Annotated in this window: 15 protein-coding genes; 5 read left to right on the forward strand and 10 right to left on the reverse strand. The window is 60.4% G+C overall.

Going from position 1 to position 18645, the window contains the following annotated elements:
- The first annotated feature begins 173 nt into the window (after positions 1-173).
- From creB to creD, 3 genes are all read left to right on the forward strand, one after another.
- Positions 174-854: a two-component system response regulator CreB gene (creB, locus tag ABTV29_RS02195; protein WP_433768665.1), complete on the forward strand. Its 681-nt coding sequence runs from the start codon at positions 174-176 to the stop codon at positions 852-854.
- Complete coding sequence (creC, locus tag ABTV29_RS02200) at positions 854-2272, forward strand: two-component system sensor histidine kinase CreC (RefSeq protein WP_433768666.1); 1419 nt, start codon at positions 854-856, stop codon at positions 2270-2272. Before creB ends, creC begins: the two co-directional genes overlap by 1 nt.
- Before the next feature lie 205 nt (positions 2273-2477).
- Positions 2478-3848 carry a cell envelope integrity protein CreD gene (creD, locus tag ABTV29_RS02205; protein WP_433768668.1) on the forward strand — a complete coding sequence of 457 codons (1371 nt, stop codon included), beginning with the start codon at positions 2478-2480 and terminating at the stop codon, positions 3846-3848.
- A gap of 264 nt (positions 3849-4112) precedes the next feature.
- Here the strand turns inward: creD and ABTV29_RS02210 are convergent, their stop codons facing one another.
- The 9 genes from ABTV29_RS02210 to ABTV29_RS02250 form a co-directional block, all read right to left on the reverse strand.
- Positions 4113-4910, reverse strand: coding sequence for an RHS repeat-associated core domain-containing protein (locus ABTV29_RS02210; protein WP_433768669.1), 798 nt, complete (start codon positions 4908-4910; stop codon positions 4113-4115).
- Between the two features lie 102 nt (positions 4911-5012).
- Positions 5013-5642, reverse strand: a complete 630-nt coding sequence (locus tag ABTV29_RS02215) for a glutathione S-transferase (RefSeq protein WP_433768670.1) — start codon at positions 5640-5642, stop codon at positions 5013-5015.
- 189 nt (positions 5643-5831) lie between these two features.
- Positions 5832-6011, reverse strand: coding sequence for a hypothetical protein (locus tag ABTV29_RS02220; RefSeq protein WP_433768671.1), 180 nt, complete (start codon positions 6009-6011; stop codon positions 5832-5834).
- The gene (locus tag ABTV29_RS02225) at positions 6008-7138 is read right to left on the reverse strand and encodes a PepSY-associated TM helix domain-containing protein (RefSeq protein ID WP_433768672.1); all 1131 of its coding nucleotides are present in this window, start codon (positions 7136-7138) and stop codon (positions 6008-6010) included. Before ABTV29_RS02225 ends, ABTV29_RS02220 begins: the two co-directional genes overlap by 4 nt.
- 72 nt (positions 7139-7210) lie before the next feature.
- Positions 7211-9634 (reverse strand): TonB-dependent siderophore receptor, encoded by a 2424-nt coding sequence (locus ABTV29_RS02230; protein ID WP_433768673.1) that lies wholly within the window; start codon positions 9632-9634, stop codon positions 7211-7213.
- Positions 9635-9883: 249 nt separating this feature from the next.
- Positions 9884-10858, reverse strand: coding sequence for a FecR domain-containing protein (locus ABTV29_RS02235; RefSeq protein ID WP_433768674.1), 975 nt, complete (start codon positions 10856-10858; stop codon positions 9884-9886).
- The gene (locus ABTV29_RS02240) at positions 10855-11373 is read right to left on the reverse strand and encodes an RNA polymerase sigma factor (protein WP_433768675.1); all 519 of its coding nucleotides are present in this window, start codon (positions 11371-11373) and stop codon (positions 10855-10857) included. Before ABTV29_RS02240 ends, ABTV29_RS02235 begins: the two co-directional genes overlap by 4 nt.
- A gap of 234 nt (positions 11374-11607) precedes the next feature.
- On the reverse strand, positions 11608-12315 hold the full coding sequence (locus ABTV29_RS02245; RefSeq protein WP_433768676.1) for a 3'-5' exonuclease: 708 nt from the start codon (positions 12313-12315) through the stop codon (positions 11608-11610).
- Positions 12312-14246 (reverse strand): putative nucleotidyltransferase substrate binding domain-containing protein, encoded by a 1935-nt coding sequence (locus ABTV29_RS02250; RefSeq protein WP_433768677.1) that lies wholly within the window; start codon positions 14244-14246, stop codon positions 12312-12314. Before ABTV29_RS02250 ends, ABTV29_RS02245 begins: the two co-directional genes overlap by 4 nt.
- A 260-nt stretch (positions 14247-14506) precedes the next feature.
- Here ABTV29_RS02250 and ABTV29_RS02255 point away from each other — a divergent pair, with 260 nt between their 5' ends.
- The gene (locus ABTV29_RS02255; protein ID WP_433768678.1) at positions 14507-14953 is read left to right on the forward strand and encodes a response regulator; all 447 of its coding nucleotides are present in this window, start codon (positions 14507-14509) and stop codon (positions 14951-14953) included.
- Between the two features lie 205 nt (positions 14954-15158).
- Here ABTV29_RS02255 and ABTV29_RS02260 read toward each other — a convergent pair whose 3' ends face one another.
- Positions 15159-17348 carry a malate synthase G gene (locus ABTV29_RS02260; protein ID WP_433768679.1) on the reverse strand — a complete coding sequence of 730 codons (2190 nt, stop codon included), beginning with the start codon at positions 17346-17348 and terminating at the stop codon, positions 15159-15161.
- 600 nt (positions 17349-17948) lie between these two features.
- On the opposite strand from ABTV29_RS02260, the gene ABTV29_RS02265 reads away from it, so the two are divergent.
- Positions 17949-18467 (forward strand): glycine cleavage system protein R, encoded by a 519-nt coding sequence (locus tag ABTV29_RS02265; protein WP_433768680.1) that lies wholly within the window; start codon positions 17949-17951, stop codon positions 18465-18467.
- The last annotated feature ends 178 nt before the right edge of the window (positions 18468-18645 follow it).

Here is an 18645-nt window from a genome sequence, read left to right on the forward strand (position 1 = left end):
CTCCGAGCAAGGTCCATGAAGCAGGGCCCTCTCAGCATCTGACCTTTTTAGCCATCTGCCTACTATCAGAACTGCTAGCTCCTACAGACCACACCGCTGATTGATCCTTGCCAATTGACGCCGATTCCCCCTTGGTTCACCGTTCGCCCATTCCACTGCCGGGCTCGGATGCCATGCCTCATATCCTGATTGTCGAAGACGAAGCGGCGATTGCCGACACGCTGATTTTTGCCTTGCAGGGCGAAGGCTTTACCACTACGTGGCTGAGCCTCGGCGCCGCCGCGCTTGAGCATCAGCGCCAGATGCCGGCGGATCTGATCATCCTCGACATCGGCCTGCCGGACATCAGCGGTTTTGAAACCTGCAAGCAGCTGCGGCGCTTTAGCGAAGTGCCGGTGATGTTCCTCAGCGCTCGCGACGGTGAAATCGATCGTGTGGTGGGGCTGGAGATCGGTGCCGACGACTATGTGGTCAAGCCGTTCAGTCCTCGCGAAGTGTCGGCGCGGGTTCGGGCGATTCTCAAGCGCATGGCGCCGCGGGCAACGGTGGAGCAGGAACCAGCGCTGTTTCGCATCGACAGTGAGCGGGTACAGATCAGTTATCGCGGTCAGCTGCTGACCCTCACCCGCCACGAATTCCGCCTGCTGCAATGCCTGCTCGAACAACCCGAACGCGTCTTCAGCCGCGAGCAATTGCTCGATGCGCTGGGCGTGGCAGCCGACGCCGGGTACGAGCGCAGCATCGACAGCCACATCAAGAGCCTGCGCGCCAAACTGCGGCTGGTGAAGGCCGACGCCGAGCCGATCCAGACCCATCGTGGCCTCGGCTACAGCTACAGTCCGAGGCACAGCTGATGCCGCTGGGAATCCGGATCTTCCTGGTCTATGTGCTGTTCATTGGCCTGACCGGCTATTTCGTGCTCAACACCGTGATGGAAGAGATCCGCCCCGGCGTGCGCCAGTCCACCGAAGAAACCCTGGTCGACACCGCCAACCTGATGGCGGAAATCCTGCGCGACGACTTCAAGGCCGGCACCCTCAACCAGAACCGCTGGCCGGAACTGCTCAAGGCCTACGGCGAGCGACAACCGGCGGCGAACATCTGGGGCCTGGCGAAGAATCAGGTCAACCACCGCATCTACGTCACCGACGCCAAGGGTATCGTGGTGCTCGATTCCAGCGGCGTGGCGGTGGGCCAGGATTACTCGCGCTGGAACGACGTTTACCTGACCCTGCGCGGCCAATACGGCGCCCGCTCAAGCCGCAGCGACCCAGCGGATGCCAACTCATCGGTGATGCATGTCGGCGCGCCGATTCGCGATAACGGGCAGATCATCGGTGTGGTCACCGTGGCCAAGCCCAACGCATCGCTGCAGCCATACGTGGACCGAACCGAACGTCGGCTGCTGGCCTACGGCGCCGGGTTGATTGGCCTGGGTCTGTTGTTCGGGGCGTTGCTGTCTTGGTGGTTGAGCCGGGCACTGCGTCGATTGACTGTTTATGCGCAGGCGGTGAGCGAGGGCCGCCGGGTTGAGGTGCCGCATTATCGCGGTGGTGAGCTGGAGCAACTGGCGACGGCGGTGGAGCAGATGCGCACGCAGCTGGAGGGCAAGGCCTACGTCGAGCGTTACGTGCACACCCTGACCCATGAATTGAAGAGTCCGCTGGCGGCGATTCGCGGCGCGGCGGAGTTGCTGCAAGGCGAAATGCCGTTGGCTCAGCAGCAGCGCTTTGTAGGCAACATTGATCACGAAAGTGCGCGGATGCAGCAGTTGATCGAGCGGTTGTTGAACCTGGCGCAGGTTGAACAGCGCCAGGGGCTGGAGGAACGCGTAGAGGTGCCATTGGCCGCGTTGGTGAATGAGTTGCTCAATGCCCAAACAGCGCGAATTCAGGGCAAGGAACTGCGCGTGGAACAAAGGATTCCATCGACCGTGGTGTTGATCGGTGAGCCGTTCCTGCTGCGGCAAGCCTTGGCAAATCTGCTGGAGAATGCCCTGGATTTCACCCCGGCCCGGGGCGTGTTGCGATTCACCGCCGAGCGGATTGGCGAGCAGGTCGAGTTCGCACTGTTCAATCAGACCGAGGCGATTCCCGACTACGCGTTGCCGCGATTGTGCGAGCGTTTCTACTCGCTGCCGCGACCGGAGAGCGGGCGCAAAAGCACCGGGTTGGGGCTTAATTTTGTCGAGGAAGTGGTCAAGTTGCATGGTGGGGTGATGAGCATTGGCAATGTTGAAGGTGGCGTGGAAGTCAGGTTGCGCCTGGCTTAGGACCGTGTCGCGGCCAATCGCGAGCAGGCTCGCTCCCACAATGGATCTCCTGTGAATACAGATCTCATGCACATCACAGATCAACTGTGGGAGCGAGCCTGCTCGCGAAGGGGCCCGTTCAGTCTCCACACAATCTCCACATTCCCCCCATAAAGCCACCACACACCCACCCCAGACTCTCTCCATCCAAAACAGGGAGAGTCCCATGAACCGAAATCTGACCTTGAAACTCGGGGCCATCGCCCTGCTGATTCTGCTGTTGCTGATCCCGCTGTTGATGATCAACGGTGTGATCCAGGACCGCCAGCAACTGCGCGATGGCGTGCTCGAAGACATCGCTCGCAGCTCCAGCTACAGCCAGCAATTGAGCGGCCCGCTGATGGTGGTGCCGTATCGCAAAGTGACGCGCACCTGGAAGCTCAACGAAAAAACCAGCCAGCGCTATCAGGAGCTCGGCGAAGAGCGCGGCCGGTTGTACTTCCTGCCGGAGCGCTTCGAACTCGACGGCCAGGTGCAGACCGAACTGCGCGCCCGGGGGATTTATCAGGCGCGGCTGTTCCATGCCGACAACCGCATCAGCGGCCATTTCTCGCTGCCGGCACAACTGGGCATCAAGGAAGACTTTGCCGATTACCAATTTGACCAGCCCTTCCTCGCGGTTGGCATCAGTGACATTCGCGGCATCGAGAATGCCTTGAAACTCGAACTCAACGGCCAGCGCCTGGACTTCATTCCCGGCAGTCAAGTCGGCTGGCTGGGCGAGGGCGTCCACGTGACGCTGCCGGCCCTGGACGCCAGGCAAAACACCGAACTGGATTTCGGCTTCGACCTGAAGCTGCAAGGCACCGGCCAGTTGCAGATCCTGCCGGTGGGCAAGACCAGCAAAGTCTCGCTGGCCGCCAACTGGCCGCACCCCAGCTTCATCGGTAACTACCTGCCGGCCCAGCGCGAAATCACCGATCAGGGCTTCAGCGCCAATTGGCAGACCTCGTTCTTCTCCACCAACCTGCAAGAGGCCTTGAACAGCTGCGTATCCCGTAGCAGTTGCGAGGGATTTTCTGCCCGCAGTTTCGGCGTGAGCTTCATCGACCCGGTGGACCAGTATTTGAAAAGCGACCGGGCGATCAAATACGCACTGCTGTTCATCGTCCTGACCTTCGCCGGTTTCTTCCTCTTCGAAGTGCTGAAAAGCCTCGCGGTACATCCTGTGCAATACGCGTTGGTCGGTGTGGCGCTGGCGTTGTTCTATCTGCTGTTGCTGTCGTTGTCCGAACACATCGGCTTTGCCCTGGCGTATTTGCTGTCTGCGGGCGCCTGTGTGTTGTTGATCGGGTTCTATGTCTGCCACGTGCTGCGCAGCGTGTGTCATGGCCTGAGTTTTTCGGCGGGGTTGGCGGCGTTGTACGGGCTGCTTTATGGCTTGTTGAGTGCCGAGGATTACGCGTTGTTGATGGGGTCGTTGTTGCTGTTCGGGTTGCTGGGTGTGTTCATGGTGCTGACGCGCAAGCTGGATTGGTATGGGGTTGGGCAGAAGGCGGCCAAGCCGTTGGCGTTTGATATGGGAGAGGTGGAATGAGCCGGTCGGTGGGGTTGCGGGAGGATCAGCGGGAAGGGGAGGTGTTGGCTATGCGGATTGCGGTGTTGTTTCCCGTTGATAGACTGAGGTTCTATCTAGCGCCGGCTCGCTCTAATAAGGGCAAGGGCAAGGGCAAGGGCAAGGGCAAGGGCAAGTAGAAGAAAGCCAAAATAAAGAGCGGATTTATTTCTCTGTAAATTCTAAATAAATCTGTCCCATTATTTGTTCCCGTATTCGCTAGTATTTCATTGTGATCTGACTGATTTATTGGCTTCGAATTAAAAACAGAGTAATGCTCGGGTCATGTTTTTCGCGTTTTAAAGTTTTTCTAAATTGCTTTAGTTTGGTGAGTTGATTCATTTCGTCTATGACTTTTTTGTGAAGTGAGTCTATATTAGTTGGCAAGCGCTGGATCATTTCTAACACCTCAGCGTCTTGGAATGAAGGCGGTTTAACGGCTGCGGCTGCGTTGTATGATGGAGGGAGGGCTGGATTACTTGATAAGTCTGCCGAAGCTGCTTGATTGTCCAGATAATGTTTGTTTTGTCTGTCAATGAAGTCTGTAGAGTAATTTTCAAGTTGTTCTAATTTCGATAGGTGTTTTTTGTTTTTGATGATTGATTTTTCTAGGATTTTTATATCGTGGGTCGCATGTTCTATGTGTGTGGTTACAATGGATTTTTTTCTGCCGAATATATTGCCTAGTCCTTTGAGCATGTTGTATGCGTGACCGGTTGGATCCGCTCGATTTATCGAATCTCCTTCACAATATGCATACGCATTCAAACCACCTTTTCCAAACGGACTCCAGCTATCTGGATTTAAGAATCTCATCAATATGGGGCTGTATACTCGATAGCCATTGCCGAGCAGATAACAGCCTGTCATTGACTCCCGAAGTTCGGCATTAAACCGAAGCTGGCTTTGCAGCTCATCTTCCGTTGGGCTATCACCGTACGGGGTGTAAGCAGTGGCGTGATTTCTGGTCGGATCAAAAGCATTCAACACCGAATTTTTCTGATCCGTTGCGAACAAAATAGTGTTACGAGATTGCGTAGGCATTGGCTGATCCCCGACCTCAAACTCAAAAGAACTGGTTTCAGTGTCGGAGTATTTCCAGCCTTTGCCTACTATCAGAACTGCTAGTCTTTTGCCCTTGCCAATTCAAACCTTCGGCATCGTCGCAATCATCGAAGGCCGCTGGCTCACTTCGAAATACCACGCCGCCAAGTGCGGATTCGCCTCGCGCCACTCCAGATCCGGGTGGCGCAAATCCAGGTAACCCAAGGCACAGGCCACGCTGATCGCGGCCACGTCGAAATGGCAGGTCAGCTCGGCGATCGCATCTTTTTCCAGCAGCGCCAGGGTGCGGCGGATTTTGTCGCGTTGGCCGTCGAGCCAGGCGTCCCAGTGTTTTTCCGGGGCGCGCAGGGCGACTTCGTAGCGGGTCAGGACGGCGGCGTCCATGATGCCGTCGGCCATCGAGGCCAGGGTCAGGCGACGCCAGCGGGCGGAGCCTTCGCGGGGGATCAGCGGGTTGCCGACGTGCTGGTGGTCGAGGTAGTCGAGGATCACCCGGCTGTCGTGGATGACGTTGCCGTCGGCCAGGCGCAGGGCGGGGATTTTGCTCAGGGGGTTGTCGTCGATCAGGGCCTTGTCCGGGTCGACTGGCGTGAGTACGCAGTTCTGCAGGGCCACGCGGTCCTGTTGACCGGTTTCGTGCAACAGCACCATGACTTTACGAACGAACGGGGAGAGGGAGTTGTGGTACAGGGTCATGCTCGGAGCGGACATGGCAGCGTCTCGGTCGGTGGCGGAGTCGAGGCAGCATAGCGCGTTGATGCGATTGCTCAACACCACTAAGAAACACGGCCCCCCCTGTAGGAGCGAGCCTGCTCGCGATGGTCGCCAACGATGACGCTGGCGGCCTGACACCCCGAGGCGCTCTCGGGTGCATCGCGAGCAGGCTCGCTCCTACAGGGTTCAACGGCGTTGCAAGAGACCCCGCAAGGCAATGACAGCGGGAATGCCCAGCCCCAGCCAACTCAGGGCGTCCCATACACCATCGCCAAGCAGCGCGGCGAACAGCCCTGCCGCGGTGAACAGGGCAATGACGGTCGGTGTGCCGAAGACCTTCCAGAAGTTCGACTGTCGCGGTTTCATGCCACGCTCTCCGCTTTTTCCAGCACGGGTTTCGTCGCCTTGCGCCGCACCACCCACAGGTAGACCCCGCTGCCGAGGACGATGATCGTCAGCACATCCAGCGTGGCCCAGAGGACTTGCATCGGCATGCCGCCGTAGTCACCGAAGTGCAGCGGCTGGGACATGCCCATGGCGTCCATGTACCAGGGGCGCTCGGCCACGGCGGTGACTTGCAGGGTGCTGGCGTCGATCAGTACCGGTGTCAGCAGGTGCGAGGTCAGGTGGGTGCTGCCTTTCATGAACACCGCGTAATGGTGCTCACTGGAAAAACGGGTGCCGGGGAAGGCGATGAAGTCGGGCTGCATGCCCGGCGCAACATCCCTGGCGATGTCCAGCAAGCGAGTGGCCGGTGCCAGTTGCGCCAGCGGCGGCGCGTCGCGATACGGCGCAACCATCGCGCTCAGGCTCTCGTTGCGCCAGGCAGCGATGATCAGATCGGCACAGGCGCTGATCACGCCGGTCACGCCCACCACCAGCGCCCAGGTCAGGGTCACCACGCCAATCAGGTTATGCAGGTCGAGCCAGCGCAGGCGGGTGGATTTGTCCTGGCGCACGGTGGCGAATTTCAGGCGACGCATGAACGGCAGGTACAGCACGGTGCCGGAGACAATCGCCGCGACGAACAACAAGCCCATGAACGCCAGCAACAACTTGCCCGGCAGCCCGGCGAACATGTCCACGTGCAGGCGCAGCATGGTCATCATGAAACCGCCGTTGGCCGACGGGGTTTCCAGCGCCTCGCCGGTGCGGGCATCGAGCATGAAGGTATGGGACGAGTTCGGCTCCGTGCCGGCGGTCGCCGCCATGATGGTCAGTACGGCATTGGGCTCATCGTCCTCGAAGCCGAAGTACTGCATGACTTCGCCGGGGCGATGCTTCTCGGCCGCCGCCACCAGCTGCTGCAGATCCAGGCGCGGGGTGTCCGCCGGCATGTCCTTCACTTGTGGCGCATCGCCCAGCAGATGGTCGATCTCGTGGTGGAAGATCAGCGGCAGGCCGGTCAGCGCCAGCAGCAGCAAAAACACCGTGCAGATCAGGCTGGTCCAGGTGTGGACGAAGGACCAGCGGCGAATTGTTTTACTTTTCATTTCATAGCCTCCAGAAATACCAAAGCCGTCCATGAAGGACGGCCTGGGTACCGGGCGTGTCAGATCAAGCCGTTACCACTTGTAGGTGGCACTGGCGACAACGCTGCGTTCATCGCCGTAGTAGCAGTAGAACCCGTCGCAAGTGGAGAGGTAGTCCTTGTCGAACAGGTTGGTTGCGTTGACGGCCAGCGATGCACCTTTGAGGCTGTTGTCCAGGCGGCCGAGGTCGTAGTGAACCGCCGCGTCGAACACGGTGTAGGCGTTTGCCTTGCCCAGCTCGGTGTTGGCCTGGTCGCCATAGGTGTTGCCGGTGTAGCGAACGCCGCCGCCGATCCCGAAACCGTCCAGCACGCCGTTGTGCCAGGTGTAGTCGGCCCACATCGAAGCGGTCTGGTTCGGCATCAGTTGCAGGCGGTTGCCCTTGAACGCGCCGTCTTGCACTTCGGATTTGGCCAGGGTGTAGGCGGCAGTCAGCTTGAGGTTTTCAGTCACGTCGGAGACGGCTTCCAGCTCCAGGCCCTTGACCTTCACTTCACCGGTCTGGCTGGTGACCGGAATGCCACCGATGTTGTTGGTGACCGAGACGTTTTTCTGGGTCAGGTCATACACCGCGGCGGTCAGCAAGGTGTTGCTGCCCGGTGGCTGGTACTTGATACCCAGTTCCCACTGATTGCCTTCGGTCGGCTTGAACGATTCGGTGGTGGAGGTATCGGCGTTGCTCGCCGGCTGGAACGATTCGGCGTAGGACAGGTACGGCACGAAGCCGTTGTCGAATACGTAGCTGATCGCTGCGTTGCCGCTGAAGTTCTTGTTGCGGTCGGTGTTGGTGGCATCGCCCTTGTTGAAGAACTTGGTGCTGGTGTGAACCCAGTCTTCACGACCACCCAGGGTCAGGCGCCATTGATCCAGGGCCATCTGGTCCTGCACGTACAGGCCGGTCTGGTAGGTCTTCTGGTCGTAATCGTAGAAGGCCGACGAGCGTGGCGGACGCACGATTGGCAGGCCATAGACCGGGTTGTTGACGTTGGTGGTCAGGCCGTCACCGAAGATCGAGGTGTAGTTGGTGTTGGTGCGCTGGTGATCGAGGCCGATCAGCAGGGTGTGGCGGATGTCGCCGGTGGCGAAGTCAGCCTGCATGTTGTTATCCACGGCGAACTGACTGATGTCCTCGTCGGTCGTGGTGCTGGTGCGGCCAACGTTGCCGTCGGCATCGACCTGGGTGAACGGGTAGGCGCCGGGGGTGAGGGCCTGGAAGGACAGGTCCGACTTGGTGTAGCGCAGGTTCTGGCGGAACTGCCAGACATCGTTCAGGCGATGTTCAAAGGCGTAGCCCAGCGCGTAGTAGGTGCGGTCGTAGAATTCCCAGTCCGGGTCGCCCAGGTTCTTGTGATGGGAAATTTCGCCCAGCGGCGAATGGATCTTGGTGCCCTGGATCGGACGGAACTGGCTGGTGATGCCGGTATCGTCACGGGTGAATTGGGTGAGCAGGGTGAGACGGGTGTCGTCGTCGATGTTCCAGGTCAGGCTTGGCGCGATGTTGTAGCGCTTGTCGTCGATATGGTCGATGGGTGTGCCGCCATCGCGCACCACACCGCTGAGGCCGTACAGGAACTGGCCTTCATCGTCGATCTTGCCGGTGCTGGCGAAGTTGATCTGGCGATGGTTGTCGCTGCCGTATTGCAGCTGGATTTCATTGCTGGATTCGGCGCTTGGACGACGGCTGACCATGTCCAGCAAGCCACCCGGCGGGGTCTGGCCATAGACGGACGAGGCCGGGCCGCGCAGCACCGCCAAGCGATCGAGATTCCAGGTTTCCTGCTTCGGGTTGGCATACACGCCCTTGGGCAGCGGCAGGCCATCGAGGAACTGGGTCGGTTCGAAACCGCGTACGCGCAACCAGTCGGCGCGCGTGTCGCTGCCGAAGCTGGCGCCGGTGGTGCCCGGCAAGTAGCGCACGGCGGCGTCGAGGGTGTGCACGTTGCGATCGTCCATCTGTTCGCGGGTCACGACCGAAATCGAGCGCGGGGCTTCAACCAGTGCGGTGTCGGTCTTGGTGCCGGCAGCGGTGCGCTTGGCCACATAACCTTCCACCGGGCCCCAGGCGCTCTCGGTGCTTTCGACGCCGATCACGCTGGTCGCCGGCAGGGCCAGCGAGCCTTCAGGGACTGCCACCAGGGTGTAGGTGCCGCCGCTTTGCTCCAGTTGCAGGCCGGTACCGCGCAGTGCTTCACGCAGGGCGCCGGCGGCATCGAACTGGCCGTTGACCGGGGCGGAGGTCTTGCCCGCCGCCAGCGACGGGTTCAACGACAGGGCGAGGCCGGCCTGGCTGGCGATCTGGTTCAGGGTGCTGGCCAGCGGCGCGGCCGGCAGGTTGTAGGCACGAACGCTGGACGCCTGTTCGGCGGCGATCAGTTGGCTGCTGGCCACTGGGGTGCAAAGGGCAATGGCGACCGCCAGCAAACTGGGGCGCAACAAGGTGTCTAGCGAACGGGACATACAGCGGCTCCTGAAAGTGAATACTTCTCAATTGCCTAGGTGCCGGACGAGATCTGAAAAGTGATAGGGCTGGATGAAAATAATTTCGATTCAGTATTCCAAGCCGGTTTTTGTAAGGAGGTTTGGGGGCCTCATCGCGGGCAAGCCTTGCTCCCACAGGTTTTGTATTGACCAGTCATTGTGTGCACGACACAAAATCCTGTGGGAGCAAGGCTTGCCCGCGATGGCGTCCATCCAGACACCATCAAATCAAGGCTTGGCCTCGGTCTTCGCCGCCACCGTCACCCACCACTGCGTGTGCTGTTCGATCTGCACCGGCAGGGTTGGCAGGAGGGCGTTGAGGGCCAGGTTGGTGTCTTTGAGCGGGAAGCTGCCGGTGATGCGCAGGTCAGCGACCTCCGGCGTCACGCCCAGGTGCCCGCGACGATAGCGACCCAGTTCCTGGACCAGATCTTCCAGCCGCGCGTTGTCCACCACCAGCATTCCCCGGGTCCAGGCGTCTGCGCCGGCGTTCACGGCCAGGATCGGCCCGAGGCCGTCGTTGCGGATCAGCACCTGCTGGCCTTCGCGCAGAATCTGTTCTGCCTGGCTCGATTCCGGGTGGGCGGCCACCGCCGATTGCAGCACGCTCAGGCGCGTGCCTTGCTCTTCACGCTTGACCAGAAACCGCGTACCCAGCGCACGCATGCTGCCTTCGCGGGTTTCGACGATGAACGGCCGGGCATCGCCGTGGCCGGTTTCGACGAGGATTTCCCCTTCCTGCAGCACAACCAGCCGCTGCTTCTCGTCGAAGCGCACATCCAGGGCGCTGTGGGTATTGAGGTTGATCAAGGTGCCGTCGGTCAGGCGAATGGTGCGTTGCTCGCCAGTGGCGGTGCGCTGGTCGGCCAGCCAGTAGTCCACCGGCAGATAGCGCTCGCCGGCGAACAACACCAGGCCAATCACCGCGACCACGCTGGCCACGCCGCTGCCAAGCTGGCGCACCCGGCGGCGAATGCCTTCACGCGATTGCAACAGGGCCGTTCGGGCCGGGCCGCTGGCCACGCTGAAACGCTGGTCGAGCATGCCCAGCTGGCGCCAGGCGCGAGCGTGTTCCTCGTGGGCGGCGTGCCATTTGGCGAATTCTTCGCGCTCCACCGGGTTGGCCGAGTCCAGGGACAATTGCCAGGCGATGGCGGCATCGAGCACCCGCGCCGACACCGGTTTGGAACTGGCCGGGCTCATGTCGGCTCCCCGTACAAGGCGATGTAGCACTGACGGATGCCCTGGGCCAGGTACTGGCGCACACGGGGCACCGACACGCCCAGGCGTTCGGCGATTTCCCCATGGCTGAGGCCGTCCAGGCGGTTATAGAGGAAGGCTGCCCGGGCCTTGCTCGACAGCTTGCCGAGCAGGCGGTCGATGTTTTTCAGGTCTTCGAGGATCATTTGCTGTTCTTCCACCGACGGTTGCTCGGCTTCGGGAATCAGCATCAGTTCGGCGAGGTAGGCCTGTTCCAGCGCGGCACGGCGGAAATAGTCGAACAGCAGGCCCTTGGCGATCGCCACCAGAAACGCCCGGGGTTCGCGCGGTTCCTTGAGATCCTCACGGCCCAGCAAGCGCACGAAGGTGTCCTGGCTCAGGTCCTCGGCGCGTTGCGGGCAGGTGACATTGCGCCGAAGCCAGCCCAATAGCCATCCGCGATGGTCGCGATATAACGCACCGACGAGCTCACTTTGAGGGCTTGGGATTGACGACACGCCGCATCACCGATTGGGAAAGGTTAACTAACGAGAATTGTTCGCGATTGTGTCAGAGGCGGGGGAGGTAAAGCAATTGGCGTTGGTCGGGTGTTTTTTTGGGGGGAGGTGGGCAGGTTGACCGCGTTATCGTTCATCGCGAGCAGGCTCGCTCCCACACTGGATCTTTGTCATACATCAGATCCCTGTGGGAGCGAGCCTGCTCGCGATGGCGCCGGAACGGGCAATGAAGATTTAGAAAGAGGGTGTTTGCTGCCGCCGCCGCCACTGTCCCAACCGCTGCTGCAAATTCAACGGGCTGTGAATCTGCTGCTGCCGCGCCCGGCTGAACAGGATCAGCGCCAACTCCGCGGTAGCCAGGGCATCGGCGCTGGCGTTGTGGCGTTCGAACACCTCCAGCTTGAACCAGTCGATCCACTCGTCCAGCCCCGCTTCGCGGATGTTGGCCTGCGGGCACAGCAGCGGGGCGATTTCCGCCACGTCCAGAAAGGTGTGCTGCAACTTGTAGCCCAGGTGATCTTTCAGGGCGCGGCCGAGCATGTGCTGGTCGAATGGCGCATGAAAGGCCAGCAACGGGCTGTCGCCGACAAACTCCATGAACTCGAGCAACGCTTGCGCCGGGTCACTGCCATTGGCAATCGCACTGGGCCCCAGGCCGTGAATCAGCACGCTGGGGCCTAGTTTGAGTTCGGCGCATTGCAGGGTGCGTTCGAACTGTTGGCTGAAATCGATCGCGCCATCTTCGATCACCACCGCGCCGATGGACAGCACCCGGTCCTTGTTCAGGTTCAGTCCCGTAGTTTCCAGATCCAGCACCACCCAGCGCTGTTCGCGCAGGCTGCACTCGCCCAGCGCGGTGGCCGTCGGCAAGCGTTGCAGGCGCTGTTGCAGCTCGCCGGACAGACTCGGACCGGCGGGGCGTAGCCATGAAAACAGGCTCATAGTTGATACCGCAGTGCCAGACTGCTTTGCAGGCGCTGGGCCTGGCGCAGGGATTCACGCAGGATGCGCCGGTCCAGGTGATTGAGGCTGTCCGGGTCGACCCGGTTGGAGTAGGGCAGGTTCTCGCGGGTCTGGAGTTGATGTTGCTGCATGCGGGTTTGCTGGATGAAGTGATAGGCCTCTTCGTACGCGGCGCCATCGAGCGGTTCTATGACTTCTTTATCCACCAGCCGGCGAAAACGCTCCAGCGTGTTGTTGGCCTCGATGCCGTGGGCCAGGGCCAGCAACCGGGCGCCGTCGACGAAGGGCGCCAGGCCCTGGATCTTCAGGTCCAGAGTGGCTTTGTCGCCATTTTTGCGCGTCAGCACGAACTCGCGGAAACGCCCTACCGGCGGACGATTGCGCAGCGCGTTTTCGGCCATCATGCGCTGGAACAGACGGTTGTCGCCGACCTGATCGAGAATCGCGCGACGCAATTGTTCGCAGCCTTGCTCACTGCCCCAGACCACGCGCAAATCGAAATAGATGCTCGAACCCAGCAGGTTTTCCGGCGTCGCCTCGCGAATGAACGCGGCAAAGCGCCGGGCCCATTCGACCCGTGACAGGCACAGCTCGGGGTTGCCGGCCATGATGTTGCCCTTGCACAGCGTAAAGCCGCAGAGCGCCAGGCTCTGATTGATCTGGTGGGCGATGGGTAGCAGCTTTCCGCGAATTTCCGCCGCGTGGGCCGCGTCCCGGGCTTCGAACAGAATGCCGTTGTCCTGGTCGGTGTGCAGCGTCTGCTCGCGGCGGCCTTCGCTGCCGAAGCACAGCCAGCTGAACGGCACGCCGGGGTCGCCTTTTTCCGCCAGGGTCAGTTCGATCACCCGGCAGACGGTGTGGTCGTTGAGCAGGGTGATGATGTGGGTGATCTGGGTCGAAGAGGCGCCGTGGGCGAGCATGCGCTCCACCAACTGACCGATCTCGCCACGGATCGCCACCAGGTTCTCCACGCGCTGGGCGCTGCGGATGGTGCGGGCCAGGTGCACCAGATCGACTCGTTGCAGGGAAAACAGATCACGCTCGGACACGACGCCGCACAGGCGCTGATCCTTGACCAGGCAGACGTGGGCGATATGCCGCTCGGTCATGGCAATCGCCGCATCGAATGCGCTGTGATCCGGGGACAGGTAAAACGGCGCCTGAGTCATGTGTCGCTCGATGGCCTCGGCGAAGTCACCCGTGCCGTTGGCCACCACATGACGCAGGTCGCGCAGGGTGAAAATCCCCAGCGGCGCCTTTTGCTCGTTGACCACCACAATGCTGCCGACCTGTTGCTCATGCATCAGGGTCACGGCTTCACGCAGGGGCGTGGCGGGGCTGCACGTCACCGGATGGCGCATGGCTAAATCGCCCAGGCGGGTATTGAGTGAATACTGGGTGCCCAGGGTTTCCACGGCCTTTTGCTGGACTTGCTGGTTGACCTGATCCAGCAGGCTGCTCACGCCGCGCAGGGCAAAATCGCGGAAGGTGTGGGAAATGGCGAAGAGTTTGATGAACGCCAGCTTGTTCAGCTGTAGGCAAAAGGTGTCTTCGGCGGCCAGGTGTTCGGTGCGCGTCGCCCGCTCGCCCAGCAACGCAGCGAGGGGGAAGCATTCGCCGGTGGTGATTTCGAACGTGGTTTCGGTGCCGCCCTTGGCCGAATGCGGGCGCTCGCCCACCACCCGGCCCTGTTTGACGATGTAGAAGTGCTCAACCGGGCCGTCGGCGGGCTTGATGATGCTCTCGCCGGGGGCATAAAAACGCAGCTGGCATTGCTCGACCAGGTACGCCAGGTGGGCGTGTTCCATCTGGTTGAAGGGCGGGAAACGCTGTAGGAATTGCAAAGTGCCCTGGATGTTCTGCAACACCGCGGTTTTCCCTGCCTGTGTGAAGGCGTCCGCTTTACTCATAACCATTACCGCAGTCTTTTTTGGATTTGTTGTCGTCGGATGACTCACCCATGGTCGACCCCTGCGGCCAGAGTGCCCATTGGACGTAAGTCTAGGTAGGCAATGTGTGCGTCGGAATGTCGGAAGATCCTTACTCAAATGCAGGAAAATTCCCTCGAGCCGGCTATTGGAAAATTATCCGACGAAGTGCACATTGAAGGTCTGCTTAGTGATGTCTCACCACTGTGCCAGGGAAATGTACTGATCATGTAGAGAACGCCATGTCCGACCACGATATTTTGAGTGACGCCGAGCGCGAAGCGCTGAGTGCCGTCATGCTGGAACCCGACCTGCCGCCGCAGCGGGTACTGATCGTAGACGACGACAAGGACGCCCGAGAATTACTGTCTGAGATTCTGGCCCTGGATGGCATACGTTGCATGACTGCGGCCAGCGGTGAAACCGCACTCAAGATGCTCGAAGAGAAGCCTTCGATAGGCCTGGTGATTACCGATCTGCGGATGGGTAACGTCGATGGCCTGGACCTGATCCGCCAGGTGCGCGAGTCGGTGCGGGCGGCGATGCCGTTCATCATTGTCTCGGGTGACGCCGACGTGAAGGACGCCATCGCGGCGATGCATTTGAGCGTGGTGGACTTTCTGCTCAAGCCAATCGATACCGCCAAGTTGCTGGGGTTGGTCAAGCATGAGTTGGGGATGGATTTGTAGCTCTGAGGGCTTTTGTGGCGAGGGAGCTTGCTCCCGCTGGTGCGCGAAGCGGCCCTTTGCAGACTTCCAGTCAAATCTCATTCGCTGACTTTACGACTGCTTTGCAGCCGAGCGGGAGCAAGCTCCCTCGCCACAGAAGCAGCGATAAATAAAAAAGCCCTGATCTTTCGATCAGGGCTTTTTCATGTCCGGCATCAACGCTCAGTTACAGGCCATTGGCAGCCTTGAACTCGCGACGACGACGGTGCAGGACCGGCTCGGTGTAGCCGTTCGGCTGCTTGGTGCCTTCGATCACCAGTTCGACCGCCGCCTGGAAGGCGATGTTGCTGTCGAAGTTCGGTGCCAGTGGGCGGTACAGCGGGTCGTTGGCGTTCTGACGGTCAACCACCGGCGCCATGCGCTTGAGGCTTTCCATCACTTGATCCTCGGTGACGATGCCGTGACGCAGCCAGTTGGCGATGTGCTGGCTGGAGATACGCAACGTGGCACGGTCTTCCATCAGGCCGATGTCGTTGATGTCCGGCACCTTCGAGCAGCCAACACCCTGATCGATCCAGCGCACTACATAACCCAGGATGCCCTGGGCATTGTTGTCCAGTTCGTTCTTGATCTGTTCGGCGGTCCACTGCGGGTTGACCGCCAGCGGGATGGTCAGGATGTCGTCCACCGACGCGTGGGCACGCTTGGCCAGTTCGGCCTGACGGGCGTACACGTCGACCTTGTGGTAGTGCAGCGCGTGCAGCGCGGCGGCGGTTGGCGAAGGCACCCAGGCGGTGTTGGCGCCGGCCAGCGGGTGAGCGATTTTCTGTTCCAGCATCGCCGCCATCAGGTCGGGCATCGCCCACATGCCTTTACCGATCTGCGCACGACCTTGCAGGCCGGTACTCAAGCCGATATCGACGTTGGAGTTCTCGTAGGCGCCGATCCATTTTTCCGCCTTCATGTCGGCCTTGCGCACCATCGGGCCGGCTTCCATGGAGGTGTGGATTTCGTCGCCGGTGCGGTCGAGGAAACCGGTGTTGATGAACACTACACGCTCGCTCGCTGCCTTGATGCAGGCCTTGAGGTTGACCGTGGTACGGCGCTCCTCGTCCATGATCCCGACTTTGAGGGTGTTGCGCGGCAGGCCCAGCACGTCTTCGATGCGCCCGAACAGCTCGTTGGTGAACGCGGCTTCTTCCGGGCCGTGCATCTTCGGTTTAACGATGTAGACCGAGCCGGTACGGGTGTTTTTGCGCGAGGTGTTGCCGTTTAGGTTGTGCATCGCTGCCAGAACAGTCACCAGGCCGTCGAGGATGCCTTCCGGCACTTCGTTGCCGTCTTTGTCCAGAATCGCGTCGATGGTCATCAGGTGACCGACGTTACGCACGAACAACAGCGAACGACCGTGCAGGCTCAATTGGCTGCCGTCGACCGCGGTATAGGTGCGGTCGGCGTTCATGGTACGGGTGAAGGTCTTGCCGCCCTTGGCGACTTCTTCCGACAGGTCGCCCTTCATCAGGCCGAGCCAGTTGCGGTAGATCACCACCTTGTCGTCGGCATCGACGGCGGCGACGGAGTCTTCGCAGTCCATGATGGTGGTCAGCGCGGCTTCCATCAGGATGTCTTTGACGCCGGCAGCGTCGGTCTGGCCGACCGGGGTGCTGGCATCGATCTGGATTTCGAAATGCAGGCCGTTGTTTTTCAGCAGGATCGCGGTCGGTGCCGAGGCATCGCCCTGGAAGCCGATCAACTGGGCGTCGTTGCGCAGGCCGGTGTTGCTGCCGCCTTTGAGGGCGACCACCAGTTTGCCGTCAACGATGGAGTAGCGGGTGGAGTCGACGTGGGAGCCGGCAGCCAATGGCGCCGCTTCGTCGAGGAAGGCGCGGGCGAAGGCGATGACCTTGTCGCCGCGAACCTTGTTGTAGCCTTTGCCTTTTTCCGCACCGTCAGCTTCGCTGATGGCGTCGGTGCCGTAGAGCGCGTCGTACAGCGAACCCCAGCGGGCGTTCGAGGCGTTGAGCGCAAAGCGGGCGTTCATCACCGGTACCACCAGTTGCGGACCGGCCATGCGGGCGATTTCTTCATCGACGTTTTGCGTCGTAGCCTGGAAATCGGCCGCTTCTGGCAGCAGATAACCGATGTCTTGCAGGAAGGCTTTATAGGCCTTCGGGTCGTGCACCTGAGCTGTCCCAAGAGCTTTGCGTTCCTGGTGCCAGGAGTCGATACGAGCCTGGAAATCATCGCGTTTGGCGAGTAGGGCTTTGTTCTTCGGCGCCAGGTCGTGAATGACCTTGTCGGCACCGGCCCAGAACTGCTCGGCGGTGAGGCCGGTTCCGGGAATGGCTTCGTTGTTCACGAAGTCGAACAGGACTTTGGCGACCTGCAGGCCACCGACTTGAACGTGTTCAGTCATTGCTTGCCTCACTCTGCTCAGCTATTTCGCTTTTCAGCTCTTCAATTTAACAATGAAGCCTTCGGCCATTTAAACCACAAACCCCTCTACCAGTACATGCCGTTTTCGGGCGGCTGGGTTGGGACCAATCAACGGCTTGGGGCCTTGCTGACAGGGCTTTCAGGGTTGCGAACGTGCCTGCGGCAGACATCGATCCAACGTTATGTAGTGCGCGCCGAGGCATACTACATGATCAATTGCGGTTGTGAAAATTAGACTAATTACGTCGTTCTGCGACCCTGTGACGCATTGCGGTCACAGTGCGGGGCTGGATGTTCTCAAAAAACTGGATGATTGTTCCAGTTAAATATCAAAGTTGTACACATAATCTTTTCCAGTCGCTGATGAGCGGCGCGCTTGTGGCGAGGGAGCTTGCTCCCGCTCGGCTGCGGAGCAGTCGCAAAATCAGCCTGTGCGATCTCTCTGAATAAGATATGGGGGGCCGCTTCGCGCCCCTGCGGGAGCAAGCTCCCTCGCCACAAAGAGCCACGCCGTACTGAATTTATCTGCTTGCCTATACTTGTTTTTCCATAACAAAAGACATGACCTGAGGGCTGCGCCATGGATCACCTCGTACTCACGGTTTTCGCCCCGGACAAGCCCGGGCAGGTTGAGCGCATTGCCCAATGCATTGCCGAGCAGGGCGGCAACTGGCTGGAAAGCCGGATGTCGCGCATGGCCGGACAATTTGCCGGGATTCTTCGGGTGGGGGTTCCGGCCGAAGCCTACGATTCGCTGGTGGATGCCCTGCAGGGGCTGTCGGCCCACGGCATTCGCGTGTTGATCGCCGAAAGCAGCATCGAACAATCCTGTACCTGGAAACCCATTGCCATGGAGCTGGTGGGCAACGATCGCCCAGGGATCGTGCGGGACATCACTCGGCTGCTGAGCGAACAGGGGGTCAATCTGGAGCGACTGGTGACGGAAGTACGGCCGGCGCCGATGAGCAGCGAGCCGCTGTTTCACGCCGAAGCGATTCTCGCGGTGCCGCTGACGCTGTCGCTGGACGTGCTGCAATCGCGCCTGGAAACCCTGGCCGACGACTTGATGGTGGAGTTGGTACTGCGCAGCGAACTCTGATCGGGTTATCCAGTTTAAACGTGCACCTGCCTGTGGATAACCTGTAGAGACTACCCGCCAGGCCACGCCAATCGTGGCTTGGCGCAAGTTGATCAAAAAACCGCCAACATTCAGTGACTTGCGCACAAACGCCGGGGATCACGCTGTGGATAACCTTGGGAAGGAACGATGCAGGCCA

The organism is Pseudomonas putida, from assembly GCF_050989985.1.
Classification (GTDB): domain Bacteria; phylum Pseudomonadota; class Gammaproteobacteria; order Pseudomonadales; family Pseudomonadaceae; genus Aquipseudomonas; species Aquipseudomonas putida_AI.

What these genes read in the sequence shown, in the direction of transcription:
- creD (WP_433768668.1), top strand. Translation starts at nt 2,478, where the DNA reads ATGAACCGAAATCTGACCTTGAAACTCGGGGCCATCGCCCTGCTGATT.
- ABTV29_RS02230 (WP_433768673.1), bottom strand. Translation starts at nt 9,634, where the DNA reads ATGTCCCGTTCGCTAGACACCTTGTTGCGCCCCAGTTTGCTGGCGGTC.
- creC (WP_433768666.1), top strand. Translation starts at nt 854, where the DNA reads ATGCCGCTGGGAATCCGGATCTTCCTGGTCTATGTGCTGTTCATTGGC.
- ABTV29_RS02255 (WP_433768678.1), top strand. Translation starts at nt 14,507, where the DNA reads ATGTCCGACCACGATATTTTGAGTGACGCCGAGCGCGAAGCGCTGAGT.
- ABTV29_RS02250 (WP_433768677.1), bottom strand. Translation starts at nt 14,246, where the DNA reads ATGAGTAAAGCGGACGCCTTCACACAGGCAGGGAAAACCGCGGTGTTG.
- ABTV29_RS02245 (WP_433768676.1), bottom strand. Translation starts at nt 12,315, where the DNA reads ATGAGCCTGTTTTCATGGCTACGCCCCGCCGGTCCGAGTCTGTCCGGC.
- ABTV29_RS02220 (WP_433768671.1), bottom strand. Translation starts at nt 6,011, where the DNA reads ATGAAACCGCGACAGTCGAACTTCTGGAAGGTCTTCGGCACACCGACC.
- ABTV29_RS02265 (WP_433768680.1), top strand. Translation starts at nt 17,949, where the DNA reads ATGGATCACCTCGTACTCACGGTTTTCGCCCCGGACAAGCCCGGGCAG.
- creB (WP_433768665.1), top strand. Translation starts at nt 174, where the DNA reads ATGCCTCATATCCTGATTGTCGAAGACGAAGCGGCGATTGCCGACACG.
- ABTV29_RS02235 (WP_433768674.1), bottom strand. Translation starts at nt 10,858, where the DNA reads ATGAGCCCGGCCAGTTCCAAACCGGTGTCGGCGCGGGTGCTCGATGCC.
- ABTV29_RS02225 (WP_433768672.1), bottom strand. Translation starts at nt 7,138, where the DNA reads ATGAAAAGTAAAACAATTCGCCGCTGGTCCTTCGTCCACACCTGGACC.
- ABTV29_RS02210 (WP_433768669.1), bottom strand. Translation starts at nt 4,910, where the DNA reads ATGCCTACGCAATCTCGTAACACTATTTTGTTCGCAACGGATCAGAAA.
- ABTV29_RS02260 (WP_433768679.1), bottom strand. Translation starts at nt 17,348, where the DNA reads ATGACTGAACACGTTCAAGTCGGTGGCCTGCAGGTCGCCAAAGTCCTG.
- ABTV29_RS02215 (WP_433768670.1), bottom strand. Translation starts at nt 5,642, where the DNA reads ATGTCCGCTCCGAGCATGACCCTGTACCACAACTCCCTCTCCCCGTTC.